This is a genomic window from Xanthomonas sp. AC360 (genome assembly GCF_979258225.1).
The window spans coordinates 1,304,513-1,328,740 of record NZ_OZ409846.1 but is presented as its reverse complement, the minus strand read 5'-3'; the positions used below and the strand labels follow the sequence as shown (position 1 = coordinate 1,328,740).

Annotated in this window: 16 protein-coding genes; 5 read left to right on the top strand and 11 right to left on the bottom strand. The window is 63.2% G+C overall.

Features of this window, described 5'->3' with window-relative positions; genetic code table 11:
* Window positions 1-17: 17 nt before the first annotated feature.
* The 9 genes from exbB to dnaA all read right to left on the bottom strand — a co-directional run bounded on the left by exbB (window position 18) and on the right by dnaA (window position 12,507).
* Window positions 18-779, bottom strand: coding sequence for a TonB-system energizer ExbB (gene exbB / locus ACZZ0O_RS05655; protein WP_005912445.1), 762 nt, complete (start codon window positions 777-779; stop codon window positions 18-20).
* A gap of 85 nt (window positions 780-864) precedes the next feature.
* Complete coding sequence (locus ACZZ0O_RS05650) at window positions 865-1,536, bottom strand: energy transducer TonB (RefSeq protein WP_033897859.1); 672 nt, start codon at window positions 1,534-1,536, stop codon at window positions 865-867.
* Between the two features lie 153 nt (window positions 1,537-1,689).
* On the bottom strand, window positions 1,690-2,886 hold the full coding sequence (locus ACZZ0O_RS05645; protein ID WP_055852575.1) for a tetratricopeptide repeat protein: 1,197 nt from the start codon (window positions 2,884-2,886) through the stop codon (window positions 1,690-1,692).
* A gap of 304 nt (window positions 2,887-3,190) precedes the next feature.
* Window positions 3,191-3,997 carry a M48 family metallopeptidase gene (locus ACZZ0O_RS05640; protein WP_055852573.1) on the bottom strand — a complete coding sequence of 269 codons (807 nt, stop codon included), beginning with the start codon at window positions 3,995-3,997 and terminating at the stop codon, window positions 3,191-3,193.
* Window positions 3,998-4,199: 202 nt separating this feature from the next.
* A complete protein-coding gene (locus tag ACZZ0O_RS05635; RefSeq protein WP_463590209.1) occupies window positions 4,200-5,036 on the bottom strand; it encodes a lysostaphin resistance A-like protein in 837 nt (278 codons plus the stop codon).
* 67 nt (window positions 5,037-5,103) lie between these two features.
* The gene (gene gyrB, locus ACZZ0O_RS05630) at window positions 5,104-7,548 is read right to left on the bottom strand and encodes a DNA topoisomerase (ATP-hydrolyzing) subunit B (RefSeq protein ID WP_463590208.1); all 2,445 of its coding nucleotides are present in this window, start codon (window positions 7,546-7,548) and stop codon (window positions 5,104-5,106) included.
* Window positions 7,549-7,662: 114 nt separating this feature from the next.
* Window positions 7,663-8,769, bottom strand: coding sequence for a DNA replication/repair protein RecF (gene recF / locus ACZZ0O_RS05625; protein ID WP_055852566.1), 1,107 nt, complete (start codon window positions 8,767-8,769; stop codon window positions 7,663-7,665).
* A 1,032-nt stretch (window positions 8,770-9,801) separates the two neighbouring features.
* Window positions 9,802-10,902 (bottom strand): DNA polymerase III subunit beta, encoded by a 1,101-nt coding sequence (gene dnaN / locus ACZZ0O_RS05620; RefSeq protein ID WP_055852563.1) that lies wholly within the window; start codon window positions 10,900-10,902, stop codon window positions 9,802-9,804.
* A 276-nt stretch (window positions 10,903-11,178) separates the two neighbouring features.
* A complete protein-coding gene (dnaA, locus tag ACZZ0O_RS05615; protein ID WP_463590207.1) occupies window positions 11,179-12,507 on the bottom strand; it encodes a chromosomal replication initiator protein DnaA in 1,329 nt (442 codons plus the stop codon).
* 242 nt (window positions 12,508-12,749) lie between these two features.
* Between dnaA and rpmH the strand changes: the two genes are divergently transcribed.
* The 5 genes from rpmH to mnmE all read left to right on the top strand — a co-directional run bounded on the left by rpmH (window position 12,750) and on the right by mnmE (window position 19,417).
* Entirely contained in the window at window positions 12,750-12,890 is a 141-nt protein-coding gene (gene rpmH, locus ACZZ0O_RS05610; RefSeq protein WP_002805908.1) for a 50S ribosomal protein L34, read from the top strand.
* 38 nt (window positions 12,891-12,928) lie between these two features.
* Window positions 12,929-13,366, top strand: a complete 438-nt coding sequence (gene rnpA, locus ACZZ0O_RS05605; RefSeq protein ID WP_055852557.1) for a ribonuclease P protein component — start codon at window positions 12,929-12,931, stop codon at window positions 13,364-13,366.
* 25 nt (window positions 13,367-13,391) lie between these two features.
* Window positions 13,392-15,116 (top strand): membrane protein insertase YidC, encoded by a 1,725-nt coding sequence (yidC, locus tag ACZZ0O_RS05600; RefSeq protein WP_115526536.1) that lies wholly within the window; start codon window positions 13,392-13,394, stop codon window positions 15,114-15,116.
* 90 nt (window positions 15,117-15,206) lie between these two features.
* Window positions 15,207-17,912 carry a polysaccharide deacetylase family protein gene (locus tag ACZZ0O_RS05595; RefSeq protein ID WP_463590206.1) on the top strand — a complete coding sequence of 902 codons (2,706 nt, stop codon included), beginning with the start codon at window positions 15,207-15,209 and terminating at the stop codon, window positions 17,910-17,912.
* A gap of 161 nt (window positions 17,913-18,073) precedes the next feature.
* Window positions 18,074-19,417, top strand: coding sequence for a tRNA uridine-5-carboxymethylaminomethyl(34) synthesis GTPase MnmE (gene mnmE / locus ACZZ0O_RS05590; RefSeq protein ID WP_463590205.1), 1,344 nt, complete (start codon window positions 18,074-18,076; stop codon window positions 19,415-19,417).
* A 100-nt stretch (window positions 19,418-19,517) separates the two neighbouring features.
* Here the strand turns inward: mnmE and ACZZ0O_RS05585 are convergent, their stop codons facing one another.
* Both ACZZ0O_RS05585 and ACZZ0O_RS05580 read right to left on the bottom strand, forming a co-directional pair.
* On the bottom strand, window positions 19,518-22,562 hold the full coding sequence (locus ACZZ0O_RS05585; protein WP_463590204.1) for a TonB-dependent receptor: 3,045 nt from the start codon (window positions 22,560-22,562) through the stop codon (window positions 19,518-19,520).
* Between the two features lie 785 nt (window positions 22,563-23,347).
* The gene (locus ACZZ0O_RS05580) at window positions 23,348-24,187 is read right to left on the bottom strand and encodes an acid phosphatase (RefSeq protein WP_463590203.1); all 840 of its coding nucleotides are present in this window, start codon (window positions 24,185-24,187) and stop codon (window positions 23,348-23,350) included.
* Between the last annotated feature and the right edge of the window lie 41 nt (window positions 24,188-24,228).

The following is a 24,228-nucleotide window of genomic DNA, read 5'->3' as shown; positions in this document are numbered from 1 at the left end:
CGTTCTTTACTACCGGATTAGCGAACGCGCGAACCGGTGGCGAAGAAGTCGTGCAGGTCGTGGGCAAAGGTGTCGAACTTGGCGATCACCGAGCTGTTGACCTTGGAGAAGAAGTTGAACGCGAACACGGCCGGGATGGCGACGAACAGACCGATCGCGGTCATGATCAGCGCTTCACCCACCGGGCCGGCAACGGCGTCGATGGAGGCCGAACCGGTTGCACCGATCTTGATCAGCGCGCCGTAGATGCCCCACACGGTACCGAGCAGACCGACGAACGGCGCGGTCGCACCGACGGTGGCCAGCAGGGTCATGCCCGACTGCAGCTTGGTGCTTTCGCGGGTCACGGCCTGACGCAGGGCGCGGTCGACGAACTCCGAACGGCTCAGGCTCTCGCCCAGACCACCGGTGCTGCCTTCGGCACGCTGGTGGTGAGCAGCAGCCTGGGCTGCGTCCAGCGCGATCTTCGAGAACGGCTCGGAAGCCGGCTGTTCTTCCATGGCGCGAATCGCGTCCTGCGCATTCGGGGCATCCCAGAACGCGGTGGTGACGCGGTCAGCCGCGCTCTTCAGGCGGGTGGCGCGGAAGATGTTGATGACAGTCCAGTACCAGGAGGCGGCGGACATGGCGATCAGGGTGATCAACACGACCCAAGACACGGCAAAGTCGCCCGGGCTCGAGGTCATTTCGGTGATCAGGTGCTCGAAGCCCATCTGCGAAAGTGCGGCCGACGGATTGGAGCCCCCTGCAGCGGCGGCGATAAAGAATTCCTGCAGCATGACGCTTACCTTTGTTGTGTGTGGTGATGAAGGGTGGAGCGAAAGGAAGACAGGATCCTGGGCCGGCCGTGGCCGGCCCGTGGGATCAGTTCAGAGCAAAGTTGACCGGGACGCGGACACGTCCGGCGGCTTTCTGCCCGTTGACAGTGGAGGCGTTGAACTTCCACTTGCGTGCTGCGTCCATCGCGGCACGGTCAAGGTCGCGGTTGCGGCTGGACTTTTCGACCGACACATTGGTCACGTTGCCGCTCGCATCCACATCCACGATCAGGATGACCTCACCTTGGACGCCGGCACGGAACGCTGCTGGCGGGTACTTCGGCGGGTTCATGTTCTTGGACGAGATATCGACACTGGCGCCGATGTCACTCGGCGGTTGCGGCGGAGACGGTGGGCTCGGCGGCGTGACGATATCGCTAGGACGCGGTTCGGGAACATCGACGACCGGTGCTTCCGGCGGCGGCGGAACCGGTGACGGCTTCGGCGGCGACAGATTCTTGACCGGCGGTGGCGGCTTGTCTTCCGGCGGCGGCGGCGGCGGCGGCGGCGGGGGAGGAGGCGGTGCATCCACCAGGGTAACCATGGTGGTGCGCTCCTTCTCTGCCGGAGCCTTCGGCGCCACTGCAGGAATCAGCAACATCATCAGTGCAGTGAGGTGCAGGGCAATTACAAAAGCAATACCGATAATGCGGGCCCAGCTCAGACCCTGGTTCCCGGCATCATAGTCATGCCTGTGGATAACGAGTTGTTCCGTCATGCGCCAATGGCTCTTTCAGTGGGGGCCCGGATCACTGTGATGATCCCCAGGTTTTCGGACGGCTTTGACACCGCAGGAACTCCCAAGCTTATACCAATCCCGAGTCCTGTAACCACTAAAAACACAGGGATTTCGGGGGTTTATTTTCTTTTTTTACTTCAGGTTGATGATCTTCTTGGCGTCTTCGGGTTTTTTAACGCCCTTGGCGATCGCCTGCTGTGCGGCCTGCTTGGCCTCCGGGATGCGACCTTCCGAATGCAGCACCTTGGCCAGATTCAGATAGGTCTCGCCGTCCTTGGAAAGCGGTGCGGCTTTCTGCCAGTTCTCGATCGCCTTCGGCACGTCTTCGCCGTAGTAATAGGACTGAGCCAGCGCAAGGTATGTCTGATAATCGGGCTTGAGGATGCCTTTTTGCATACCTTCATTGATCACCGCGATGACATCCTTTTCCTTGTTCTCGGTGTTGGCGTAGATGGAATACAACTGCTTGTATTCCTTTTCTTCGGTCAACTGCCCGGCGGCGCGCAGCTTGTCCATGACGCCGGCGGCCTTGTCCATCTGATCGGCCTGCATGTACATGCTGGCCAGATTGAGCTGGGCCTTCTTGTCGTTGGGCGTCTTGGCAGCCAGGGCCTCGGCGGCAGCCACGGCTTCACCGGTCTGACCGGCTTCGGCGTAGGACGCCATCAGAAGCTGGTTCCAGGTGTCCTTCGGCTCGGGCGAGGCGGCGATGGCCTGCTTCAGCACCGGAATCGCTTCCTTGTAGCGCTCGGCCTGGTACAGCGCCTGCCCTTTGAGGATCAGGTCTTCCGGACGCTGCGACTTGCTCTCGTCCAGATACTTGTCCAGCGTGGCCAGACCTTCGGCCTGCTGGTCGTCCTGCATCTGCAACTGCGCCAGCATCAGCATCGACTGGAACTGGCCGTTGTTGTCCAGCGCATTCAGGCCAATGGCCTGCTGCAGGTACTTCTTGGCGCCAGCGGTGTCGTCCAGGTTGTAGGCGGCCTGCGCAGCGAGCTGGGCGGCGAGCGCCTTGTCGGCTTCGTTGGCAGCGCTGTTGGCCAGGATTTCGTCGGCCTGGCTGCGCACGCCTGGGTAGTCCTCGCCCTTGTTGAAGGTTTCGATCAGCTTCTGCAGCTTGCTGCTCAACTTGGACGACGGCTTGATCGTCGGGGCCTGACGGGTCGACTGCGGGTACAGCTCTTCGGCCTTGCCGTTGCCCTTGGACTTACGCGCGGCGCGCTCGGAAGAGCGATCCGACTGCGCGACCGCATCGGTGACGACAGCCCCGCCCAGGGACGCTGCGATGAACAGGGACAACAGGGCTTGCTTGCGGTTGAGCAGTTTCATGTTTCACCTCGGACGAGCCGCCGTTGGGCGGTGCGAAAAGCGGAATGGAAGCTGTACGAAAATCTGAGCCGGCAAACTTAGCAGAAAGTCTCAGTTCCCGAAAACGGTTTCCATGTTGTGGTGCGTCAATCGGGACAGGAGACAGTTGCTTAGGGCGGCTAACGGTAAGGCATCGGAAGTGAGCGTGCGGTGGGCACTGCGCACCGATGCGAGAGGCGGATACAGCGCCAACCTTGGCGATTTTGAATGCCCGATAGCACTTGAATGCCCGATAGCATCGATTGCAGCGTCACTGCGGCAGGACCTAGCCGCATCGTGGGGCGCGTCCGGCCTGCCGTGCCTGCTGGTACACCGGTTCGAGCTGGTTGACGTCGGCCTGCAGCTCGCGGATGCGGTTGGTCGGGTCGGGGTGGGTAGACAGCCATTGCGGCTGACGGTTACCGCTGGCAGCCATCATGTTCTGCCACAGCGTGACCGCTTGAGCGGGGTCGAAGCCGGCCTGCGCCATCAAGCGCTGACCGACCACGTCGGCTTCGCTCTCCTGGGTCCGCGACCCGGGCAGCAGGAACACGGTCTGCGCGGTCATGCCGCCGACCTGATTCACCGCGCTGGCCGCGCCGTCGCCGTAGGCCGCACCAGCGAGTGCGCCAATGATGCCCAGGCCGGTCTGTGTGCCGAGCTGGCGGGTGATGCGCTCCTCGTGGTGGCGCGAGATCACATGCCCGATTTCGTGTCCCAGCACGGCAGCCAGTTGGTCCTGGGTCTTGGCAACGGTGAAGATGCCGGTGTTGACCCCGACCTTGCCGCCGGGCAGGGCAAAGGCATTGGCCTCGTCGTCGACGAACAGCGCCGTCTCCCACTTGGTGTCGCGCCACTGCGGCGGCAACTGCGCCACCAGTGCATTGACCACGCACTGGACGTAAGCATTCTGCTTGCCGTCGGTGCTGACCTTTTCCTTGGCCTTGGTCTGCGCGAACGACTGCGCGCCCAGCTGGTCGAGCTGTTCTTGCGACACTCCACCCACCACCTGTCGGCGGCCGGTTGGCGACGTAGTGGTGGCACATGCCGTCAACGCGAGGACGGCAACAACGATCAACAACCTGGCTTTCATTCGATCCCCCTGAATCATGCGGACCATTTTGGCAGGCTCGTCTTAACTTTTCGTCAAACGGCCTGGATCGGCCAGCAAAACGTGGCCAACGGCCATCAGATAAACGCCAATGGCGCGCTCGGCATCGCGATGTACGGGGGGGACGGACGGATCGCAGGCACTGACCGCAACGGTCTGACACCGGACGAGGCGCAGCGCTGGCTTACCCGATTCCGAAAAAGTACAGGGCAGCCAGAGCAGTGGCGTTGTTGATGCCGTGCGCGGCGATCGACGCCCACAGCGTGCCGGTGCGCCAATACAGCCAGGCAAATGCCGCGCCCATGCTGCCGTAGATCAGCCAGAGCTGGGCGATGGCGGCCGGGCCATTGCCGCTGATGCCGGGAACTTCATGCACCAGCGCAAACAGTGCGCCGCTCAAGACGATTCCCAGCCAGGGGCGGCCGGCAGCCAGCAGGCGGCCAAACAACACGCGACGGAACAGGAGCTCTTCGTAGGCCGGAGCGATGACCACCGCAAACAGCGCCAGGGCCAGCGGCCACTGCTGGATGGCTTCTTCCATCAGCGGCAGGTTGGTGGGTACGGGTTTGATGCCCAGTGCCGAGGCGGCCACGCTCACCAGATTGCTGAGCACAAAGACCGCGGCGGCGATCAAGGCGGTCCAGCCCCAGGTGGAGGTCCGTCGCGCAGCCACCCGCGAGGCCGCCTGTTCGACGGACGTGGCGCGGCGACGCCAGTAGTACAGCAGCACCGCTGGGGTGGCGGTGCTGACCAGGGCGGTGAGCAATTGCACCATCACCCCGGGTTGGCCGATGGCGGCCATGACGTCGGCGGAGGAGGGCGTCAGGCCCTGCGCCTTGGCGGCCTGCGCATAGCCGATGCCGCGTATCGCACCCCAGATCGCAAAGCCGGCCACGCTTAGGCTGAGCAACAGGCCGACGGCGATCAACACGTCGATCGCGAAACCGAGCAGCACGGGCGGCAGCGGAGGGCGGCCGGCCGCGGGGGGCGGTGCCGGTAGGGTGGAAGGGTCTGTGCTCATCGTCGTCCTGCGGACACCGGGTCGCCGGCACAACGCTGCTGCGTTGTGCCGGTACGACGCGGGCGGCTCAGATATCCAGGTTGGACACCTTCAGCGCGTTGTCCTCGATGAAGTCACGACGCGGTTCCACCACATCGCCCATCAAGGTGCTGAAGATCTGGTCGGCGGCCACGGCGTCCTCGATGCGGACCTGCAACAGCCGGCGCGTGTCCGGGTTGACCGTGGTTTCCCACAGCTGCTCGGCATTCATTTCGCCCAGGCCCTTGAAGCGCTGCACCTGACGGCCGCGCTTGGCCTCTTCCAGCAGCCAGGCATGTGCCTGCGCGAAACTGGTGATCGGGTGGGTCTTGTTGCCACGCACGATCTGCGCGCCTTCCCGGATCAGGTCGTTCAATGCCAGCGACACTTCACGCAGCGGACGCAGCTCGCCGCTTTCGAACGCGCCCATCGGCAGCACTTGGGTGAATTCCTCGCCCATGTGCCGGCGGATGGCGACCAGGGTTGCGGCGGTGTTTTCCGTGGCCGGATCGAAGCGCAGCTGGTAACGCGCGGTGCCCAGGGTGCCGCGGTTGAGCACCGCCTGCAGTGCGTCCAGGGTGGGATGCACATCGCCTTCGGATTGCAACTGCACCACATCCAGCGGCGGCAGGTCGATCAGCGCGGTCAGCAGGGCCGGGTCGTAACGATGCGCATTGCGGGCGATCGCCTCGTTGGCGCCGGTGTACAGCAGCAGCAGCTTCTCCAGCGCTTCGCCGGTGATCGGCGGCTCGTCGGTAGCGGGGATCAGCGCCGCGCCTTCGACCGCATTGCTGGCCAGGTAGGCATTGAGCGCCGCGTCGTCCTTCAGATACAGCTCGCTCTTGCCCTGCTTGAGCTTGTACAGCGGCGGCAGGCCGATGTAGATGTAGCCGCGCTCGATCAGCTCCGGCATCTGCCGGTAGAAGAACGTGAGCAGCAGGGTGCGGATGTGCGAGCCGTCCACGTCGGCGTCGGTCATCAGGATGATGCGGTGATAGCGCAGCTTGTCCGGGTTGTACTCGTCGCGGCCGATGCCGGTGCCGAGCGCGGTGATCAGCGTGCCGACCTGGTCGGAGGCCAGCATGCGGTCGAAGCGCGCGCGCTCGACATTGAGGATCTTGCCGCGCAGCGGCAGCACCGCCTGGTTCTTGCGGTTACGACCTTGCTTGGCCGAGCCACCTGCCGAGTCACCCTCGACGATAAACAGTTCCGACAGCGCCGGATCCTTTTCCTGGCAGTCGGCCAGCTTGCCGGGCAGGCCGGCGATGTCCAGCGCGCCCTTGCGGCGGGTCAGATCGCGCGCCTTGCGGGCGGCTTCGCGCGCACGCGCTGCATCGACGATCTTGCCGGTGATGGCTTTGGCTTCATTCGGATTCTCCTGCAGGAACTCCTGCAGGCGCGCACCGAAGGCGTTTTCCACCGCCGGGCGCACGTCCGAGCTGACCAGCTTTTCCTTGGTCTGCGAGGAGAAGCTGGGGTCGGGCACCTTCACCGACAGCACCGCGATCATGCCTTCGCGCATGTCGTCGCCGGTCAGCGCGACCTTGGCCTGCTTGGCGATGCCGTTCTGCTCGATGTAGTTGCTGAGCACGCGTGTCAGCGCGGCGCGGAAGCCGGCCAAGTGGGTGCCGCCATCCTTCTGCGGGATGTTGTTGGTGAAGCAGTACATGGTTTCCTGGTAGGCGTCGGTCCATTGCAGGGCCACGTCCACCACGATGCCGTTGTGCTCGCCGGTCACCGAAATCACGTTGGGGTGCAGCGGCGACTTCAGCTGCGCCAGATGCTCCACGAAGCTGCGAATGCCGCCTTCGTAATGGAAATCGTCGCGACGGCCTTCGCCGCGCTCGTCGATCAGCGCGATCTTGACGCCGGAATTGAGGAACGACAGTTCGCGCAGGCGGCGCGCCAGGATGTCGTAATGAAACTCGACGTCGCTGAAGATCGCTACGGCCGGCTTGAAGCGCAACGTGGTGCCGCGCTTGGTTGAGGCTTCCAGCTGCTTGAGCGGGTACTGCGGCTCGCCCAGCGCGTATTCCTGCTGGTAGTGGAACCCGTCGCGCCAGATGTCCAGCCACAGGTGCTCGGACAGTGCGTTGACCACCGACACGCCCACGCCGTGCAGGCCGCCGGAGACTTTGTAGCTGTTGTCGTCGAACTTGCCGCCGGCATGCAGCACGGTGAGGATCACCTCGGCCGCCGAGACGCCTTCTTCCTTGTGGATGTCGACCGGCACACCACGGCCGTTGTCCGACACCGCCACCGAGCCATCGACCAGGATTTTCACCACGATGTCGTCGGCGTGGCCAGCCAAGGCTTCGTCGACGGAGTTGTCGACCACTTCGAACACCATGTGATGCAGGCCGGTGCCGTCATGGACATCGCCGATGTACATGCCGGGGCGCTTGCGGACGGCTTCCAGGCCACGCAGCACGGTGATCTTGCTGGAGTCGTAGGTGCCGTTGGGAGTAGGCGAGGTGTTCTGTTCGTCGGTCATGCGTGTGCCGTTAGCTCCACAACACGGAACGGAAACGGCAGGAGCCGCATCGCACCGTGGGAAAAGGGGGATAGCCCGTGAATTATACCAGTCGGCCCGCTCTGGCCGTCGGGCTTAGTCAGCCGCGACTTGAGGCGCGATCGTTCCGTGTTCCACGTGGAACCGGTGCAGAAGTTCGCCGGCATCGGCCAGGCCCGGCGGCGTCTCCGTCGCCGTGATCAGCACTTGTGCCGGTGCAGCGGCCAGACGCTGCAATACGCTGGCCTGGTGGTGCCGATCAAGCTCCGAGCCGAGGTCATCCAGCGCTATCACGGGCCACTCTCCGCGTTCGTGGGCGAAATCCTCTGCTTGAGCAAGCAGGCATGCCAGCGCGGTCAGCTTCGCCTGGCCACGCGATAGCGCGTCCTTGCCGGGAAGAGCGTCGAAACGGGGTGCCCAGTCGGCGCGATGCGGGCCTTGCGAGGTGTAGCCATTCTGGCGGTCGCGTTCGCGCGCCAGTAGCAATGCATCCGCAAGCGAGACCTCATGGCGCTTCCAGCCTGGCGAAAACTCCAGGGCGGACAGGCCCAGCGACGGCGCAATCGCAGTGGCGACCGGAATCAGGCGCTCCTGCAGGCGCTCAAGGTAGCGCAACCGTCTGGAGGTCAAGGTTTCTCCCGATTCGGCAAGCTCGTGGTCCCAGGCATCCAGCATACGCGGCTGCGCCCCCTGTTTGAGCAGGGCATTGCGCTGTTTGAGCGCTCGCGCATAGCGCCGCCAGAGCGCGAGGAAGTCAGGTTCCACGTGGAACAAACCCCAATCCAGGAACCGGCGCCGCGGCTCACCACCACCACTGATCAAGACGTGGCTTCCCGGCTCGAACGTGACCACAGCCAACGCGGCGCACAGCGAACCAAGCTGCGCGACATCTTCGCCATCGAGCCGCCCCGTCCATTCCTGCCCGCTGTGGCGAAGCCCGGCACGTCGTGTGCGTTCTGCAGCCTCACCCATGCGTTCGCGCCATTCGACGAACACTTCCAGATCGCTGGCACCTTGCTGGATCAGTCCATCGCGCACCCGTCCACGAAAACTGCGCCCATAGGCCATCAGGTGCAATGCCTCGAGCACGCTGGTCTTGCCTGCGCCGTTGTCACCGGTCAGCAGGTTTAGGGAACTGGCGGGGTAGAGGTCGACTGTCTCGAAGCGACGAAGCCGATGTATGGACAACCGCACTACGTGCATCGATCAGTCTGCTCCGGGCTGTGATCCGGGTCCCCGGCCGGTCCGCAGCATACGTGATTGGCCCACCAACCGCGCGGCGGCACCGAGGACGCGCGACAGGACTTCCTGGGGATAAGTTGGGGACAAAATCAGCGTTTGGATGGGCGGTTGGTCTTATCCACAGGTTGCAGGGGCGAAGATGGGGGTTAAAACACAGGGTTTCGCGCCTATAAAAACCAGTTAAAACAATAGCTTGACCTACTTTCAGGCGAAATCTGGCCCTACCATCACCACCAAGCTCTTAAGTTATTTCTATTTTTTAAAGCAAAGCTTGATGTGCATAAGTCGAAAACTGCTGTTTCGAAACAGCATGATGAGAGTTGCTGCGTGGACCTCGGTACGCGCCAGTGCTTCCCGCTGAACGAGTTTATTTTCCATGTGTGAATTCACGAAAGAAACGTCAGGCCAGAAATTACAAGGTCTCGTGGGGTTATGAGATTCCTACTGGCTGGCGCTGTTAGTCATGTTGCCGACCTCACGCAGCCGAGACCTCCAAGTTACTTTTTGCAATGCATCTGCATTGCATCGCTCGCAACCGGCTCGCAATCGGATCAATGACCCATGGTGCTAGTAGCAAGGCAGTAAACATCCGCAGCGCGTCCTTGCACGAACTTCGACGCAAGGGTCTGCCAAACGCAGGTGCGACGCTCGCTGATGGCGGTTAATACTCTTGAGCCGCCCATCGGCATGTCCCCGCCCGCGCCGTGGCGGCTGTGAGCCGATTCAAGCAACAAGGTCAGCTGTGGATCCACGAGACGGCAACGGGGATGCGGGGATCTTCGCCACTGACGCGTTGGCAAGAGCCCCGAATCCATCCCCGCTGGCTGGGCCTCCGGTAAGCACCTAACCGCCAGCCTCTAACCGGAACACTGACTCACGCTGTCCCACACCCCGGCAAAGCCTTACTGCGTCTTGCCTGCGCGCTTGCAAGCACGAGGCACAAAAAAAAGCCCGACTCTCGCCGGGCTTTCGTGTTCCACGTGGAACGCAACGTCAGAGACGCAACGGCATGACCACGTGGCGGGACTTCTCGCTGCTTGCCTCGCGCACCAATGCGGACGAATTTGCGTCGCGCAGCTGGATCACCACATGCTCGTCGCGCAGTGCCGACAACGCATCCAGCAGGTAATTCACGTTAAAGCCGATCGCCAAGTCGTCCACCTTGGTGTCTGCCTCGATCTCTTCCTGCGCCTCTTCCTGCTCGGGGTTGTGCGCGCTGATCTTCAGCTGGCCCGGAGACACCTCGACGCGAACGCCGCGGTACTTCTCGTTGGACAGAATCGCAGCTCGCTGCAGCGACGCACGCAACGCCTCGCGGTCGACCTTGACCTCACGGTCGGCGCCAATCGGAATCACTGCTTCGTAATCCGGAAAACGGCCATCGATGAGTTTGGAGGTGAAGGTCACATCCCCACGCTTGACGCGGATATGACTACGACCGACTTCCAGCTCGACCTCACGGTCGGCGGCTTCCAGCAGGCGCAGCAGCTCGGTCACGCCCTTCCGCGGCACGATGATCTGGCGCTTGGCGCCGCCGGACTTCTCCAGCTCGGTTTCGCACAACGCCAGACGATGTCCGTCGGTGGCCACGCAGCGCAGCAGGCCATCGCGCAGGTCGAACAGCAAGCCGTTGAGGTAATACCGCACGTCCTGCTGGGCCATTGCGAACGCAGTGCGCTCGATCAGCTCCTTCAACGCCGCTTCCGGCACGGCAACGCGTTCGGTCGCTTCGACTTCGTCCACAGACGGAAAATCGTTGGCTGGAAGCGTCGCCAGCGTAAAGCGGCTGCGCCCCGCCTGCACGGTTACCTTGTCGCCGGTCTGCGAGATGGTGACGCGGCTGCCGTCGGGCAGGGCTCGCAGGATGTCGAACAACTTGCGCGCCGGGATCGTGGTTTCACCATCCTGCGCGTCTTCCACCATCGTGCGCGAGATCATTTCCACTTCCAGGTCCGTGCCCGTCAAAGACACCTGGCCGTCCTTCACCTGCACCAGCAGGTTTGCCAGGACTGGCAGGGTTTGACGGCGTTCGACCACATTGACCACCTGGGCCAACGGTTTGAGGAAGGCTTCGCGCTGCAGTGTAAAACGCATGTGGTTCCGTGCCCCTATGCTTTAAAAAATAATGGATAAATCAAAAGCTTGGTGGTGATGGTAGGGCCGTTTTCAGCGGATAACCACCATAACTCTCTGTTTCCAAAAGAATTTCAGCACCTGAAAGCCGTTGGACTAGTGCCCCTGGTCTGCTAGGAAAACCTGTGGATAGTTTTCCGCCCGGATTGCAAGGCAACGTTATCCACAGATTCTCCCGCATTTGACCCCAACTCATCCACGCTTTTTTCCCGGCATGCCGAGAAGGGCGTCAACGACTCACTCGCTGAGCTTGCGAATCAGCTTTTCCCAGTCCTCGCGCAGCTTGCCGTCGGCCTCCATCAGCGTGCGGATCTGCCGGCAGGCATGCAGCACGGTGGTGTGGTCACGCCCGGCAAACGCGTCGCCGATTTCGGGCAGGCTGTGCTCGGTCAGTTCCTTGGCCAGCGCCATCGCGACCTGGCGTGGGCGTGCCAGCGAACGGGTGCGCCGCTTGGAGAGCAGGTCCTTCATCTGCAGCCCGTAGTAGTCCGCTACGGTCTTCTGGATGTTGGGGATGCCGATCGCCTGCTGCTGGGCCCGCAACAGGTCGCGCAGCGTCTCCTGGGCGAACTCCACGGTGATCGCACGGCCGGTGAAGTTGGCGCGCGCCACCAGAGTGTTGAGCGCGCCTTCCAGATCGCGCACGTTCGAGCGCATCTTCTTGGCGATCAAAAACGCCACGTCGTCGGGAATGTCGGCACCGCGCTCGCGCGCCTTGGCCAGCACGATCGCTGCGCGGGTTTCGAAATCCGGCGGATCGATCGCCACCGACAGGCCCCAGGCCAGACGCGACTTCAGCCGCGGCTCCAGGCCCTCGACTTCGCGCGGGTAGCGATCGCAGGTCAGGATGATCTGTTGGCGGCCGTCGAACAGCGCGTTGAAGGTGTGGAAGAACTCTTCCTGCGTGCGGTCTTTACCGGCAAAAAACTGGATGTCATCGATCAACAGCGCATCGATCTGCTGGAACTGGCGCTTGAACTGGTCCATCGCCTTGTCCTGCAGCGCCCGGATCATCGCGCTGAAGAACTGCTCCGAGCGCAGATACATCACCTTGGCGGCCGGATTGGCCTGCCGCAGCGCATTGCCGGCCGCGAACATCAGGTGGGTCTTGCCCAGCCCGGTGCTTCCGTACAGCAGCAGCGGGTTGTGCGCACGATCGCCTGGCTTCTGCGCCGCCTGGATGGCAGCCGCCAGACCGAGCTGGTTGCTACGGCCTTCGACGAAATTGGCGAAGGTGTAGTGCGAATCCAGGTTGCCGGCAAACGGCACGATCGGCGCGGCGACCGGCGCACTGGGCGCGGCCATCGGGGCCGGCAACGGATCGGGCGCACGGGGGCGCGAGCCCACTGCCAGCGCCACCTCGCCATTGCCGGCGAAATACGCCAGCAATTCGCGGATGCGCGGTAGGAAGCGTTCACGGACCTGGTCGACGATGAAGGCGTTTGGCGCGTACAGCACAATGCTGTCGCCGCGGTCTTCGGCCTGCAGGGGTTTCAACCAGGTGTGGACATCTTCGGGCGGGAATTCAGCTTCAAGACGTTCCAGACAGCGGGGCCAAGCATCCATCAAAGTTTGATCATCTGTTGCTGGCTGCGGCGCGCAGCAAGGCGCCGTGCACGCAGCCCGGAAGTGAAAAGAGGATGGGCCAGACTAGCACCGCAGGCAGGCTTTTCCCAGAGTTATTCACAGGTCCATCCACAGGGCGTGCGGAGGCTCACGGTTGGTAAAGCAACGGGGGAGTTGACCCGGCCCGGGGCGGTCCTATAGAATTTCCGGTTCTATTCGTCTCCATCCATGCAGAGGGCCCCATGGCCACCAAGCGTACTTTCCAACCCAGCAACCTCAAGCGAGCACGCGACCATGGCTTCCGCGCACGTATGGCAACCGCCGACGGCCGCAAGATCCTGGCTCGCCGCCGCGCCAAGGGCCGCAAGCGCCTGAGCGCTTGATTGCCGCGCCGCTCTCCGCGGCCGAGGCAAGTCCTACCGTGAACGCATCGAACCCGTGCAGGCGATTTCCTCGCTCTGCGCGGGTTCGTACGCGTGCGCAATATACGGTCGTCTTCGATACCGCGCGTCGCACCTCGGATCCGCTGCTCAGCCTGCATTGGCGCACCGGCGATACGCCGCCGCGCTTGGGCATGGCGGTGTCGCGCAAGGTGGACACGCGTGCGGTCGGACGCAATCGCATCAAGCGCGTCCTGCGCGATGCCATGCGGCATCTGCTGCCCGAGCTGGCCGGTGGCGATTACGTCATTGTGGCCCGCTCCGCAGCCGCCAAAGCGACCAATCCACAGATTCGCGACGCCTTCGTGCGTCTGCTGCGCCGTGCCGGCGCATTGCCCCCACCTGCTGCGCCCGGCACAATGCCGCCCGCCAGGACGATGCACCCATCCTCCCTTTCCCCGACAGAGCCGGAACTGTAGTTCCGACTGAGCGAGTTGCTGCCCGATGAACCAGACCCGTGTTTTCCTGATCTTTGCCTGGCTGATGGTCGCGGCGCTGCTGTGGATGGAGTGGGGCAAGGACAAGGCGGCCGCCAACGCACCTGCCGCAGTCGCCACGCAATCGGTACCGGCTGCGCGCGACCCGGATGCCAGCGCTCCGGCGGCCAACGTGCCCGCCGCCCAGGCCATCCCGCAGGCAGGCGTCCCGGGCGCCGCACCGGCGGCGACCAGCACCACCACGGCCACCCCGGCAGCCGCGGGCGCTGCGCCGGTCGTCACGCTGACTTCGGACGTGCTGCGCCTGAAGCTGGATGGCCGCAGCGTGCTGGATGCCGAACTGCTGCAGTTTCCGCAGACCAAGGACGGCACCGCGCCGGTCGATCTGCTGACCGAAGATGCTGTGCACCCTTACAACGCCACCAGCGGTTGGGCCAGCGAGCATTCGCCGGTGCCCGGCGTAGGCGGCTTCCGCGCCGAACAGCCGGGTACTGCATTCGAGCTGGCCAAGGGTCAGAACACCCTTGTGGTGCCGTTCGTCTGGAACGGTCCCAATGGCGTGTCGATCCGCCGCACCTTCACCCTGGAGCGCGGCCGCTACGCGATCTCGATCAAGGATGAAGTGATCAACAAGAGCGGTGCGGCGTGGAACGGTTATGTGTTCCGCAAGCTGAGCCGGGTGCCGACCATCCTCAGCCGCGGCATGACCAACCCGGATTCTTTCAGCTTCAACGGCGCGACCTGGTACAGCCCGCAAGAAGGCTATGAGCGTCGTGCGTTCAAGGATTACATGGACGATGGCGGCCTGAATCGCCAGATCACCGGTGGCTGGGTCGCGCTGCTGCAGCACCACTTCTTCACCGCATGGATCCCGCAGAAGGATCAGGCCTCGCTGTACGTGCTGAATCAGGATGGCCCGCGCGACGTGGCCGAACTGCGTGGCCCGGCCTTTACCGTGGCGCCCGGCCAGACCGCCAGCACCGAGGCGCGCCTGTGGGTGGGCCCGAAACTGGTCAGCCTGATTGCCAAGGAAGACGTGAAGGGTCTGGACCGCGTGGTCGATTACAGCCGCTTCTCGATCATGGCCATCATCGGCCAGGGCCTGTTCTGGGTGCTGAGCCACCTGCACAGCTTCCTGCACAACTGGGGCTGGGCCATCATCGGCCTGGTGGTGCTGCTGCGTCTGGCGCTGTATCCGCTGTCGGCCGCGCAGTACAAGTCCGGTGCCAAGATGCGCCGCTTCCAGCCGCGCCTGGCGCAGTTGAAGGAGCGCTATGGCGACGATCGCGCCAAGTATCAGCAGGCGACGATGGAGTTGTTCAAGAAGGAAAAGATCAATCCGATGGGCGGCTGCCTGCCGCTGCTGATCCAGATGCCGATCTTCTTCGCGCTGTACTGGGTGTTGGTGGAATCGGTGGAGCTGCGTCAGGCACCGTGGCTGGGCTGGATCCAGGATCTGACCGCGCGCGACCCGTACTTCATCCTGCCGGTGCTCAACATTTCCATCATGTGGGCCACGCAGAAGCTGACGCCGACCCCGGGCATGGACCCGATGCAGGCCAAGATGATGCAGTTCATGCCGCTGGTGTTCGGCGTCATGATGGCCTTCATGCCGGCCGGCCTGGTGTTGTACTGGGTCGTCAACGGCGGCCTTGGCTTGCTGATCCAGTGGTGGATGATCCGCCAGCACGGCGAGAAGCCGAGCAAGATCATCCAGGCCAACGCCAAGTAAGTCTAAGAAAGGTTCAAGAAGGCCCGCCGCAAGGCGGGCTTTCTGCATGCAAGCCCCTCTCCGTTTGTCGCCATTGCCAAGGACGCCGTCGTGAAGCCATCGCCGTTGCATCGCCTGTTGCTGTGCGCAAGTTGCGCGGGACTGCTGGCGCTGGCCGGCTGCGGCAAGCGCGATGCCGGTACCCAGGCATCTGCTTCGGCTCCGCCGGCCGGAGGCACTGCCACTGCCGCCGCACAAACGGGCGACGCCGCCAAGGCGCGTGCGCTGATTGCACAGCTGCGCGAACAGCTGGATCGGCACCGCCGCATCATCGTGTTGCTGGCCGACGAGAACAAACAAAGCCCGCGCGATCGTGCTACTTCCAGCAGCGTGGGGCAGCAGCTGTTCCATGAAAATCTGGAACAACGCGAACGCATTGCCGCCGCGTTTGAAACCGTGCTGAGCTCGCGCGACTCAAGCCGCTTTGCCGCGATCGCCACGGTACTGGACGAAGTGGAATCGGCGCCGGATCTGTTCGATGCCGACCGCCTGGCATTTCGCGAGGTGCTGCGCGAGCTGCATGCGCGTATCGGCAAGGATTCGGCGCTGCCGGCAGTCAAACTGCATCAACGCATTGGCGAGGACTTGGAAGCGCTGGACGAGATCGAGCGCAGTTACAACACCGAACTGACGCAGATTTTCAGTCGCTTCGATCGCACCCGGGCCATCGTGCCCAAGCGCGAAAAGTGGGACGACTACGTGGCGCATTTGCGCACCTTGTACACACGCGAAAAGATCCTGCGCGACCATGGCGTGGTGGAGCCGTATCCGTTCTCCGCGCGCGATAGCGACAGCGAAGTGTTCGGCCGCGATCTGCCGCCCAAGACGGTGGTGCTGACCTTCGACGACGGCCCGCACAAAGCCTACACCGAAGAGATCGTGGCGATCCTCAAACGCTACGACGTGCCCGGCGTGTTCTTCGAAGTAGGGCGGAACCTCGGCAGCCTTGATGCCGATGGCAAGCCGAAGCTGGCGCCATTGTCCAAGATCAGCCACACGTTGATGGAGGAAGGCTATGCGGTGGGCAATCACAGCCTGACCCATGCGCAGTTGTCCAAGACCACCGGCGATGCATTGCGCAGCCAGGTGTTGGATACCGATACGCTGTTGCGTGCGGTGGACGACAAGCGTGCGCCGCTGTTTCGGTTTCCGTATGGCGCGCGCAATGCCGAAGGACTGCAGCTGCTGGGCGAAGCCGGCTTGAAGTCGATCATGTGGAACATCGATTCGCTGGACTGGGCTGACCCAGTGCCAGAGTCGATCGTGCAACGCGTGCTCGACCAGGTGAACAAGGAACAGCGCGGCATCGTGCTGTTCCATGACATCCACGACCGCGCGGTGAAAGCCTTGCCGCAGATTCTGGATCGCTTGATCGCCGATGGCTACCAATTCGCCGGCTGGAACGGCCGCGATTTTTCGGTAGCGCGTGCACCCAGTGCCGTGGCCGACGCAACGGTGACCACTGGCTATGCCAAGTCGTGGGCGATCGTGATCGGCATCGACGACTACGCGCACTGGCCCAAGCTCGAATATGCAGCCAACGATGCGCAAGCGATCGCCAGCACCTTGACCGGCCCGCTGGGATTTCCGTCGTCGCAAGTGATCGTGCTGAAAAACAGCGAAGCCACGCGCAACAATATCCTCGCCGCCTTCCATGACCGACTTGGGGAGGGGCGCGCGCAGACCAACGACCGCGTGTTCGTGTTCTTCGCCGGCCACGGCGCCACGCGCCGGCTCGCCTCCGGTCGCGACCTGGGCTACATCATTCCGGTCGACTCGGACCCGGAGCATTTGGCCAGCGATGCGATTGCGATGAGCGACCTGCAGAACATCGCCGAAAGCCTGCAAGCCAAGCACGTGTTGTTCGTGATGGACGCGTGCTACAGCGGGTTGGGTCTGACGCGCGGCGGGCCGACCTCCAGTGCGTACTTGCGCGAGAACGCGCGCCGTATCGCGCGGCAGATGCTCACCGCCGGCGGTGCCGATCAACAAGTGGCCGATAGCGGGCCGAACGGGCATTCGGTGTTTACCTGGGTGCTGCTGCAGGCGCTGGCCGGCAAGGGCGATCTCAATGGCGATGGCTTGATCACCGGGACTGAGTTGGCTGCGTATGTCGCACCAGCGGTGTCGGCGGTGTCGGCGCAGACGCCGGCATTCGGCAGCCTACCGGGATCGCAAGGCGGCGAGTTCGTATTTCAGGTGCCCAGCGGCGAAGAATTCCTGACCGCCGATACCGCGCAGTTGTCGGCCGATGCGATCGCACTTAACGGACGCGTGGACGCCGCGCGTCCTGCTGCTGCGACTACCGGCGCTGCGGTGGCGGCTGCGCCGGTCACGGTCAAGACCTTGCAAGGTGGCGAAGCCAAGCTGGTTTTGCCGACCGCAGTGAAGAGCAGCGATCGCCAACGCGCGCAGTTGGCCAACGAGCGCGGTTTGCAGTTGTACAAGGAAAAACGTTACGCCGAAGCCGCCGAACAATTTGCCGAAGCCTTGAAGCTGCGCCCGGATTTTGCGCTGGCTGCGAACAATCTTGGGTTTGTGTACTACCGCCAGGAGCGCTTTGCCGAATCGGCGCGCTGGCTTGAAAACACGCTCAAGATCGATCCATCGCGCGCGGTGGCGTATCTCAATCTTGGCGATGCCTACGCCAAGGCCGGCGATCGCGACAAAGCGCGCAAGGCGTATTCCACTTATCTGGAACTGCAGCCGCAAGGCAGCGGTGCGGCGCAGGCGCGCGCGCAGTTGCAGACGCTTTGATGCACAGTGGCGGGCACTAAGGCGGGCACACCATCCGGGGCAGGCCTGCGCCCAGATGGACGCGTGCCAGCTAACGCTCGAGCATCGGCCACACGGCTGACGGCTGTGCAGGCGTTTTGATCGTCACCCATTCGGTTCCAATCCACGCAAGAGCAGTGCCCATGTCCTCTTCCACGTCCACCATCGTTGCCATCGCCAGTGCTGCCGGAACCGGCGGCGTGGGCATCGTGCGGCTGTCCGGGCCGCAAGCGGTGCAGATCGCAACGCAGCTGGGCATTGCGCCGTTGCAACCGCGGCATGCGCACTACGCGCGCTTTCGCGATGTGCAGGGCGAGGTCATCGACGACGGCATCGCGCTGTGGTTCAACGCGCCACGCAGCTTTACCGGCGAAGACGTGGTGGAGCTGCAGGGGCACGGCAGCCCGGTGGTGTTGCGCCAACTGGTTGCACGTTGCGTTGCACTGGGGGCACGCCAGGCACGCGCCGGCGAGTTCAGCGAACGCGCGTTTCTCAACGGCAAGCTCGATCTGACCCAGGCCGAGGCGATTGCGGATCTGATCGCTGCCGGCGATGTGCGGGCAGCACGTGCCGCGCGGCGCTCGCTGGACGGTGTGTTCTCGCGCCGCATCGATGCGGTGAGCGACAGCCTGACGCGCTTGCGCGTGCATGTGGAAGCGGCGATCGACTTTGCCGACGAACCGCTCGATACATTGGGTGGTACGCAGGTGCGCGAAGGATTGCAGCAGGCGCGCACATTGCTGGCGCAACTGCTGCGCGATGCAGAACGCGGGCGCAAGCTACGCGACGGTCTGCATGCGGTGTTGATCGGCCCACCCAACGCGGGCAAGAGTTCGTTGCTCAACGCGCTGGCCGGCAGCGATCGCGCCATCGTCACCGATGTGGCCGGCACCACGCGCGACACCTTGCATGAAGCGATCCAGCTCGATGGCTTCGAATTGACGCTGGTCGATACCGCCGGCCTGCGCGATGGCGGCGATGCAATCGAACGCGAAGGCATGCGCCGCGCGCGCGCCGAATTGCAGCGTGCCGATCTGGCGCTGGTGGTGCTCGACGCACGCGACCCGCAAGCCGCGCGCGAGGCGATTGGCGATGCCATCGACGCCGTCCCGCGCCAGCTGTGGATTCATAACAAATGCGATCTGCTGGACAACAGCGCACCGCTGCGCGATATCAATGCAGTGGCGGTTTCGGCAACCACCGGCCAGGGATTGGAACAGCTGCACACCCGCCTGCGCGAGCTCGCGTTAGGCGATGGCGTTGAAAGTGTGGACGGCGAATTCTCCGCACGCACCCGGCACGTGGATGCATTACGACGTGCCGAGCAACATGCCGATACAGCCGATCTGGAACTGGGATTCGAACAACTCGAACTGGCCGCCGAAGAGCTGCGCCTGGCACATGCAGCGCTGGGCGAGATCACCGGCAAGCTGAGCGCCGATGAGTTGCTGGGCAAGATCTTTTCGAGTTTTTGTATCGGTAAGTGAAGCGGCGCTGCGCGATGCGGCGCCAAGAGCCGCGTGAGCCGACAAATAAAAATCCGGCCTTTTCAGGCCGGATTCGTAACGCACACAGTGATGCGACACTTTAAAAGTCGTAGCGGGCAGTCAACCGGAACGAGCGCGGCGTCTGATAGTTCTGATCGTTCAGATAGTTCGGGCTGATCACATCACGCGAGGCTTCACTGAACTCGTCGTACTCGGTGACTCGGTCGTTGTTGAACAGATTGAACACGTCGAGCTTGATGCGCAGCTTGTTATCGGCCCAGTTGGGCACATAAGCGGCGGCCAGATCGAAGGTCCAGGTCCACGGCGTGCGGCCTTCGTCGCCACGTTGGCGTAACACGCGGGTACCGTCTGCGTTCAAGCAATAGAAGCTCGAGCCGCTGTAGCCGCTCAGGGTGCCCTGGTCAGGCTGCGGGATATCGTCCAGCGGGATATAGCCCTGGCAATTGATCGGGCGCCCGGACTGCAGGACCAGATTTCCGCCAAGCTGCCATTCCGGCGTGATCGTATAAGCGCCGAACAGCTTGAGCGTGTGCTGACGATCGTTCGGGGTCGGCCCATAGGTGCCATCGGTGAACAGGCGGTGGTCGAAGTCCTGGGTGAGGCCGGCGTCCTCCTGTTCCAGCGTGGAATTGACGTAGCCTTCCACGTTGCCGCGTGTCCTGGCGAACGTATAGGAGCCCTGGAAGTTGAACTTCTCGCCAGTGCGCTCCCAGAAGAACTCCAGAGCGGTATGCAGACGGCGATATTCTGGCAGGCCAAGATACGAGGCCGGCAAGGTCGCCAGTTCCAGTTCGCCATCGCCATTGAGATCGACGTTGATGGTCACATCGCTGCCCGGATTCAAGAAGTAGCAGCTGGGCACCGAGCCCGGATCGAAATCCGGAAAGCCATTATCCGCTGCCCAATCGATCCACGGATTGGTGGTGCAGGTGTCGTCCATCCCGGACTTCACTTCGCGGCGGATCATGCGCACACCGGCCATCCAGTTTTCCGTCAACTGCAGTTGGCCACCAAGGATGATCTCGTCCTGATACATCGGCGACAGGTTGGTGGACGCGACAGAGGCCGGATTGGGCGCGGTGAGCGAGCCATTGGTCTGGGTCTGGCCGATTTGCGCGCCTTGGCCCACCGGCGTGCCATCGGCTTCGCTCCAGCCATTGACGAAGTACCAGTTGGACACGGTCGATTCGGCGCCGGTGGCGCGAATACTGGAGTTGGTCGCCACCGGGATGTAATAGCGGCCTGCGGTACCGAACAGCTTCAAGCTGGAATCGCCCAGCACATCCCAGGAGAAGCCCAGGCGCGGGGCCATTTTGTAATCGGATTCGATCCAGGCAATACCATCGCCGTTCTTGTTTTCGAACTTCTCACCGCGCAAGCCGAGCACGGCGAGGAAGTTTTCGGTGACCTGCCAGTTGTCTTCCAGATAAAACGCGCTGTTGGTGTTTTCGTATGTGGAGCTGCTGGTCTGATAGACACGCGAGCGTGCGTACAGCGCATTGCGCGGAACCAGCTGGCCGTTGACCGTGCGACCAGGCCTGCCCGCAAACGCACCGGTGGCCACCGAAGTACCGGGCACCGTGTAATACGCCCAGTTGATGCCACCGGCGTAGGTCCGGCCACGGTGACTGGATTCGTACTTTTCCTGATCCACGCCGAAGCGCAGCCGGTGATCGCCCAGTACCCATTCGCCATCGACACGGAACGCCTTGCGGATGTCCTCGTCCGGCTCTGCGTCGGCGTCGGCGATGGTGGAGATCGTGCCCGGGTTGCATCCGATGTAACGGTCGATCACGCTGGTGGTTAGGCCGAAGCTATAGGCCCACGGACATTCGCTTCCGGCCGGGTCGGCCGGCAGGCGGGAGTCGATCAGATTGCTCAGGTAGCCGTATTGCGCCGACAGTGTGAAGTTGTCGGTGAAGTAGCCGGTGTACTTGAGGATGCCGATCTTGCCGCCGTTTTCCATCTCGTACTGCTCGATCGGCACCTCGTGCCGGCCAACGTTGTAACGGTTATCGCCGTTGGCATCGGTGGCGTATTCGTACGTGCGGTATTTGGTCTTGGCCTGGTTGTAGATGCCGGTGAATTCGACCAGGTTACTGTCGTTGATATACCAATCGAGTTTGACCATGCCCTGCGGGGTGGTGTCACTGACGCGCCGGCTGGTCAGCGCGTAGAAGTTGTCTTGACTCTCCTGGCGGCCTTCCACCATTGCAAAGAAGAACAAGCGGTCCTTGATGATCGGGCCGCTGGCATAGGCAGAGTAAATGGTGCTGTCGAACTGATCGTCGCTGCGGTACTGGTACAACGGGTCTGCTGCATCAGGGTCACGCTCGCGGACGTTTTTACCTGCCGCAGCGCCCCAGTCCGGCGCCCATTCCACGCTGCCGCCGTAGTGCCATTCGTTGGACCCTGCCTTGGTGACGATGCTGACGATGCCGCCCAGCGAGCGGCCGTATTCGGCGCCGTACCCACCGGTTTTGACCTGCAGCTGGCCGATGCTCTGGAACGGCAGATTGGCGAACGACAGGAACGTGCGCATGTTGGTGACGTCGAAGCCATTAATGTAGTAGCCGTTTTCGGCCACCGACGATCCGCCGAACGAGGCGAGGTTGCCCGCACCCAGCCCGCTATCGCCGCGGACCGCGCCCGGCGCGAGCAGCGCGACCGAAGAGACGTCGCTGGCCACCGGCAGCGAGACCATCTGATCGGCGGTGAACACGGTGGTCGATTCCACCGAAGAAACGTCGATGGGGTTGAACGCCTGCGCGCCCACCACTTCGATCCGGTCAAGCGTTTTGGCCTGACTGCCGAGCATCACTTGCGAGCCGCTGCCAACCTTGACCTCGACCTCGCGGGTCACTCCATCGGAGGTGATGATGTACTTGCCCGGAGGCAGCTGACTGAAGGTGAATCTGCCATCTGCGGCGGCGGTCGCCGAGCGGCTCACGCCCGTCTGCGGGCTCTGGATGGCGATGGTGCTGCCGGGCTGCCCACTACCGAAAATGGAGCCAACCGCGCTCTGCGCCTGCACCCCACCGATGACGCACATGCCCAGCGCCAGGCTCAACGCGCTGCGCTTGATGTTGCTCGATAACGAACTACGAACCCCTGGACGCGTCATTCCTCTCTCTCCTGATGAATTCGGTCACGGATACTGCAGACGTGGGACTCGACTGCGAGCGCAGTCGAGGGGGAGCTGGGTTTCAGGGCACGATGTCGACAACCTGAACGGATGTCACATTCCTGAAGCCTGTCTGAAGATTAATCGAAGATGTACGGAAATGTCATCATCCGGCAACGATTGCCAAATTCAGTGCTTCTGGGCCGCGATTCGGACGCGCAGATGCTGTAAGGGAATGAAGTATTCAGCCGTGAGGTACCAGCGCTAGACAGGCGGCAGCGCTACAGGGGGCCGGGTCGTCGAAGCGGAGCGATGCCAGGACCCCGGGACTTGTAGCGTCAGGCGTTGCAAGACAGGCGTCGTGCTTGCCCAGGCGGTGTGTGGATGCCGGATCGACACGGTCACTGCATGATCAAGAAGGCGTAGCGCGCCGATAAGGGCTGCAAGGCCGCTTCACGACTGCGTTGAGATCGCGCAGGTGCTGCTGCACCCCGGGTTATTGGAGCGCCTGCCGCAAGGCCTACGACGCTGCCCGGCCTGACGCCGGTTCTGCGTGCTCGGGGCGGTAGGGGCCTGCTTGGATCCGCGCACCAGTGGCGCATAGGCTCACGCTAAGGCGCAGTTTTCCGCGTTCCTCGTGCATGACGCGGTTGGTGTCGCACGTGCATCGGCCGCAGGTCGGTGGGCTGTCGCCGGCCGACGTTCGGTAAGACCGCTGCACACAGGCCAGCGCACTTCAGGCCGGCATGGCCGTTCCAGTCAAACAGGGCAACGTGCGCTGTTGCCTACATCGCGCCCGGCAACACTGTCTGCAAAGCCGCTGTTTCCGCTGCGCATGTGGCCGAATCCGCAGGCTTGGCCTTTGCGATTTCGCGGCGTGCAGCGATCAGATCCTTTTCAAACCCCGGGTTGCCGTGCAGTGCGGCGACGGTGGCCGCACCCATCATTCGGCCTTGCAGGACATCGCTTTGCCAGTGCACGTTGCAGACCAGGCGGCTGTCGCCGAAGGCGCGGCCGCGTGCCAGGAGCGCGTTGCGTTGGGCGGGAGCGATCTCGGACAGGATCAGGCCCCAGGTCCAGCCGATGGCGGTGTGGCCGGACGGGTAGGAGCCATTCTTGCGCAGTGCCGCATCGTCAGCCGGGGTGCACATCGGCTGCGCATTGCGCATGAACGGGCGCGGGCGCTGATAGCGTGACTTGGCGGCGCTGGTACTGCTGCTGGCGTCGCGCATGCTGCGCTCGAGCAGGCGCAGCAGATGCGGCGTGCGGGCTTGGTCGATCTGCACGCCCAGCGCGCAGCTGAAATGGCTGGCGGCGTCGGGAAAACTCAGCACCGCGTCGCGCGCAGCCAGATCCCAGCGCGGTGTACCGCGCAGCGCGAGCATGGACTTGGCGATGGCCTCGTCGTTGGCGAGCGCGGCGCTGCCGTCCTGCGGCGGGGCCGGCACCAGCTGCAGGCTGTCGGGCAGCTGCTGTTTTTCCAGGTATCCACGCGCGTCGGTGGCGAGCACCGAATCCGCCGGCTTTGCCGGTTGCCGGGCACTGACCACGCCGCTGCCGATCACCAAGGCAGCAATGGCGACGCTTGCCAGCGTGCGTTGCGAGTGGGCGATGCGGTGGGCCATGGACGATTCCTCGAAAGCAGTACGACGGGAAGAGTCGCGCA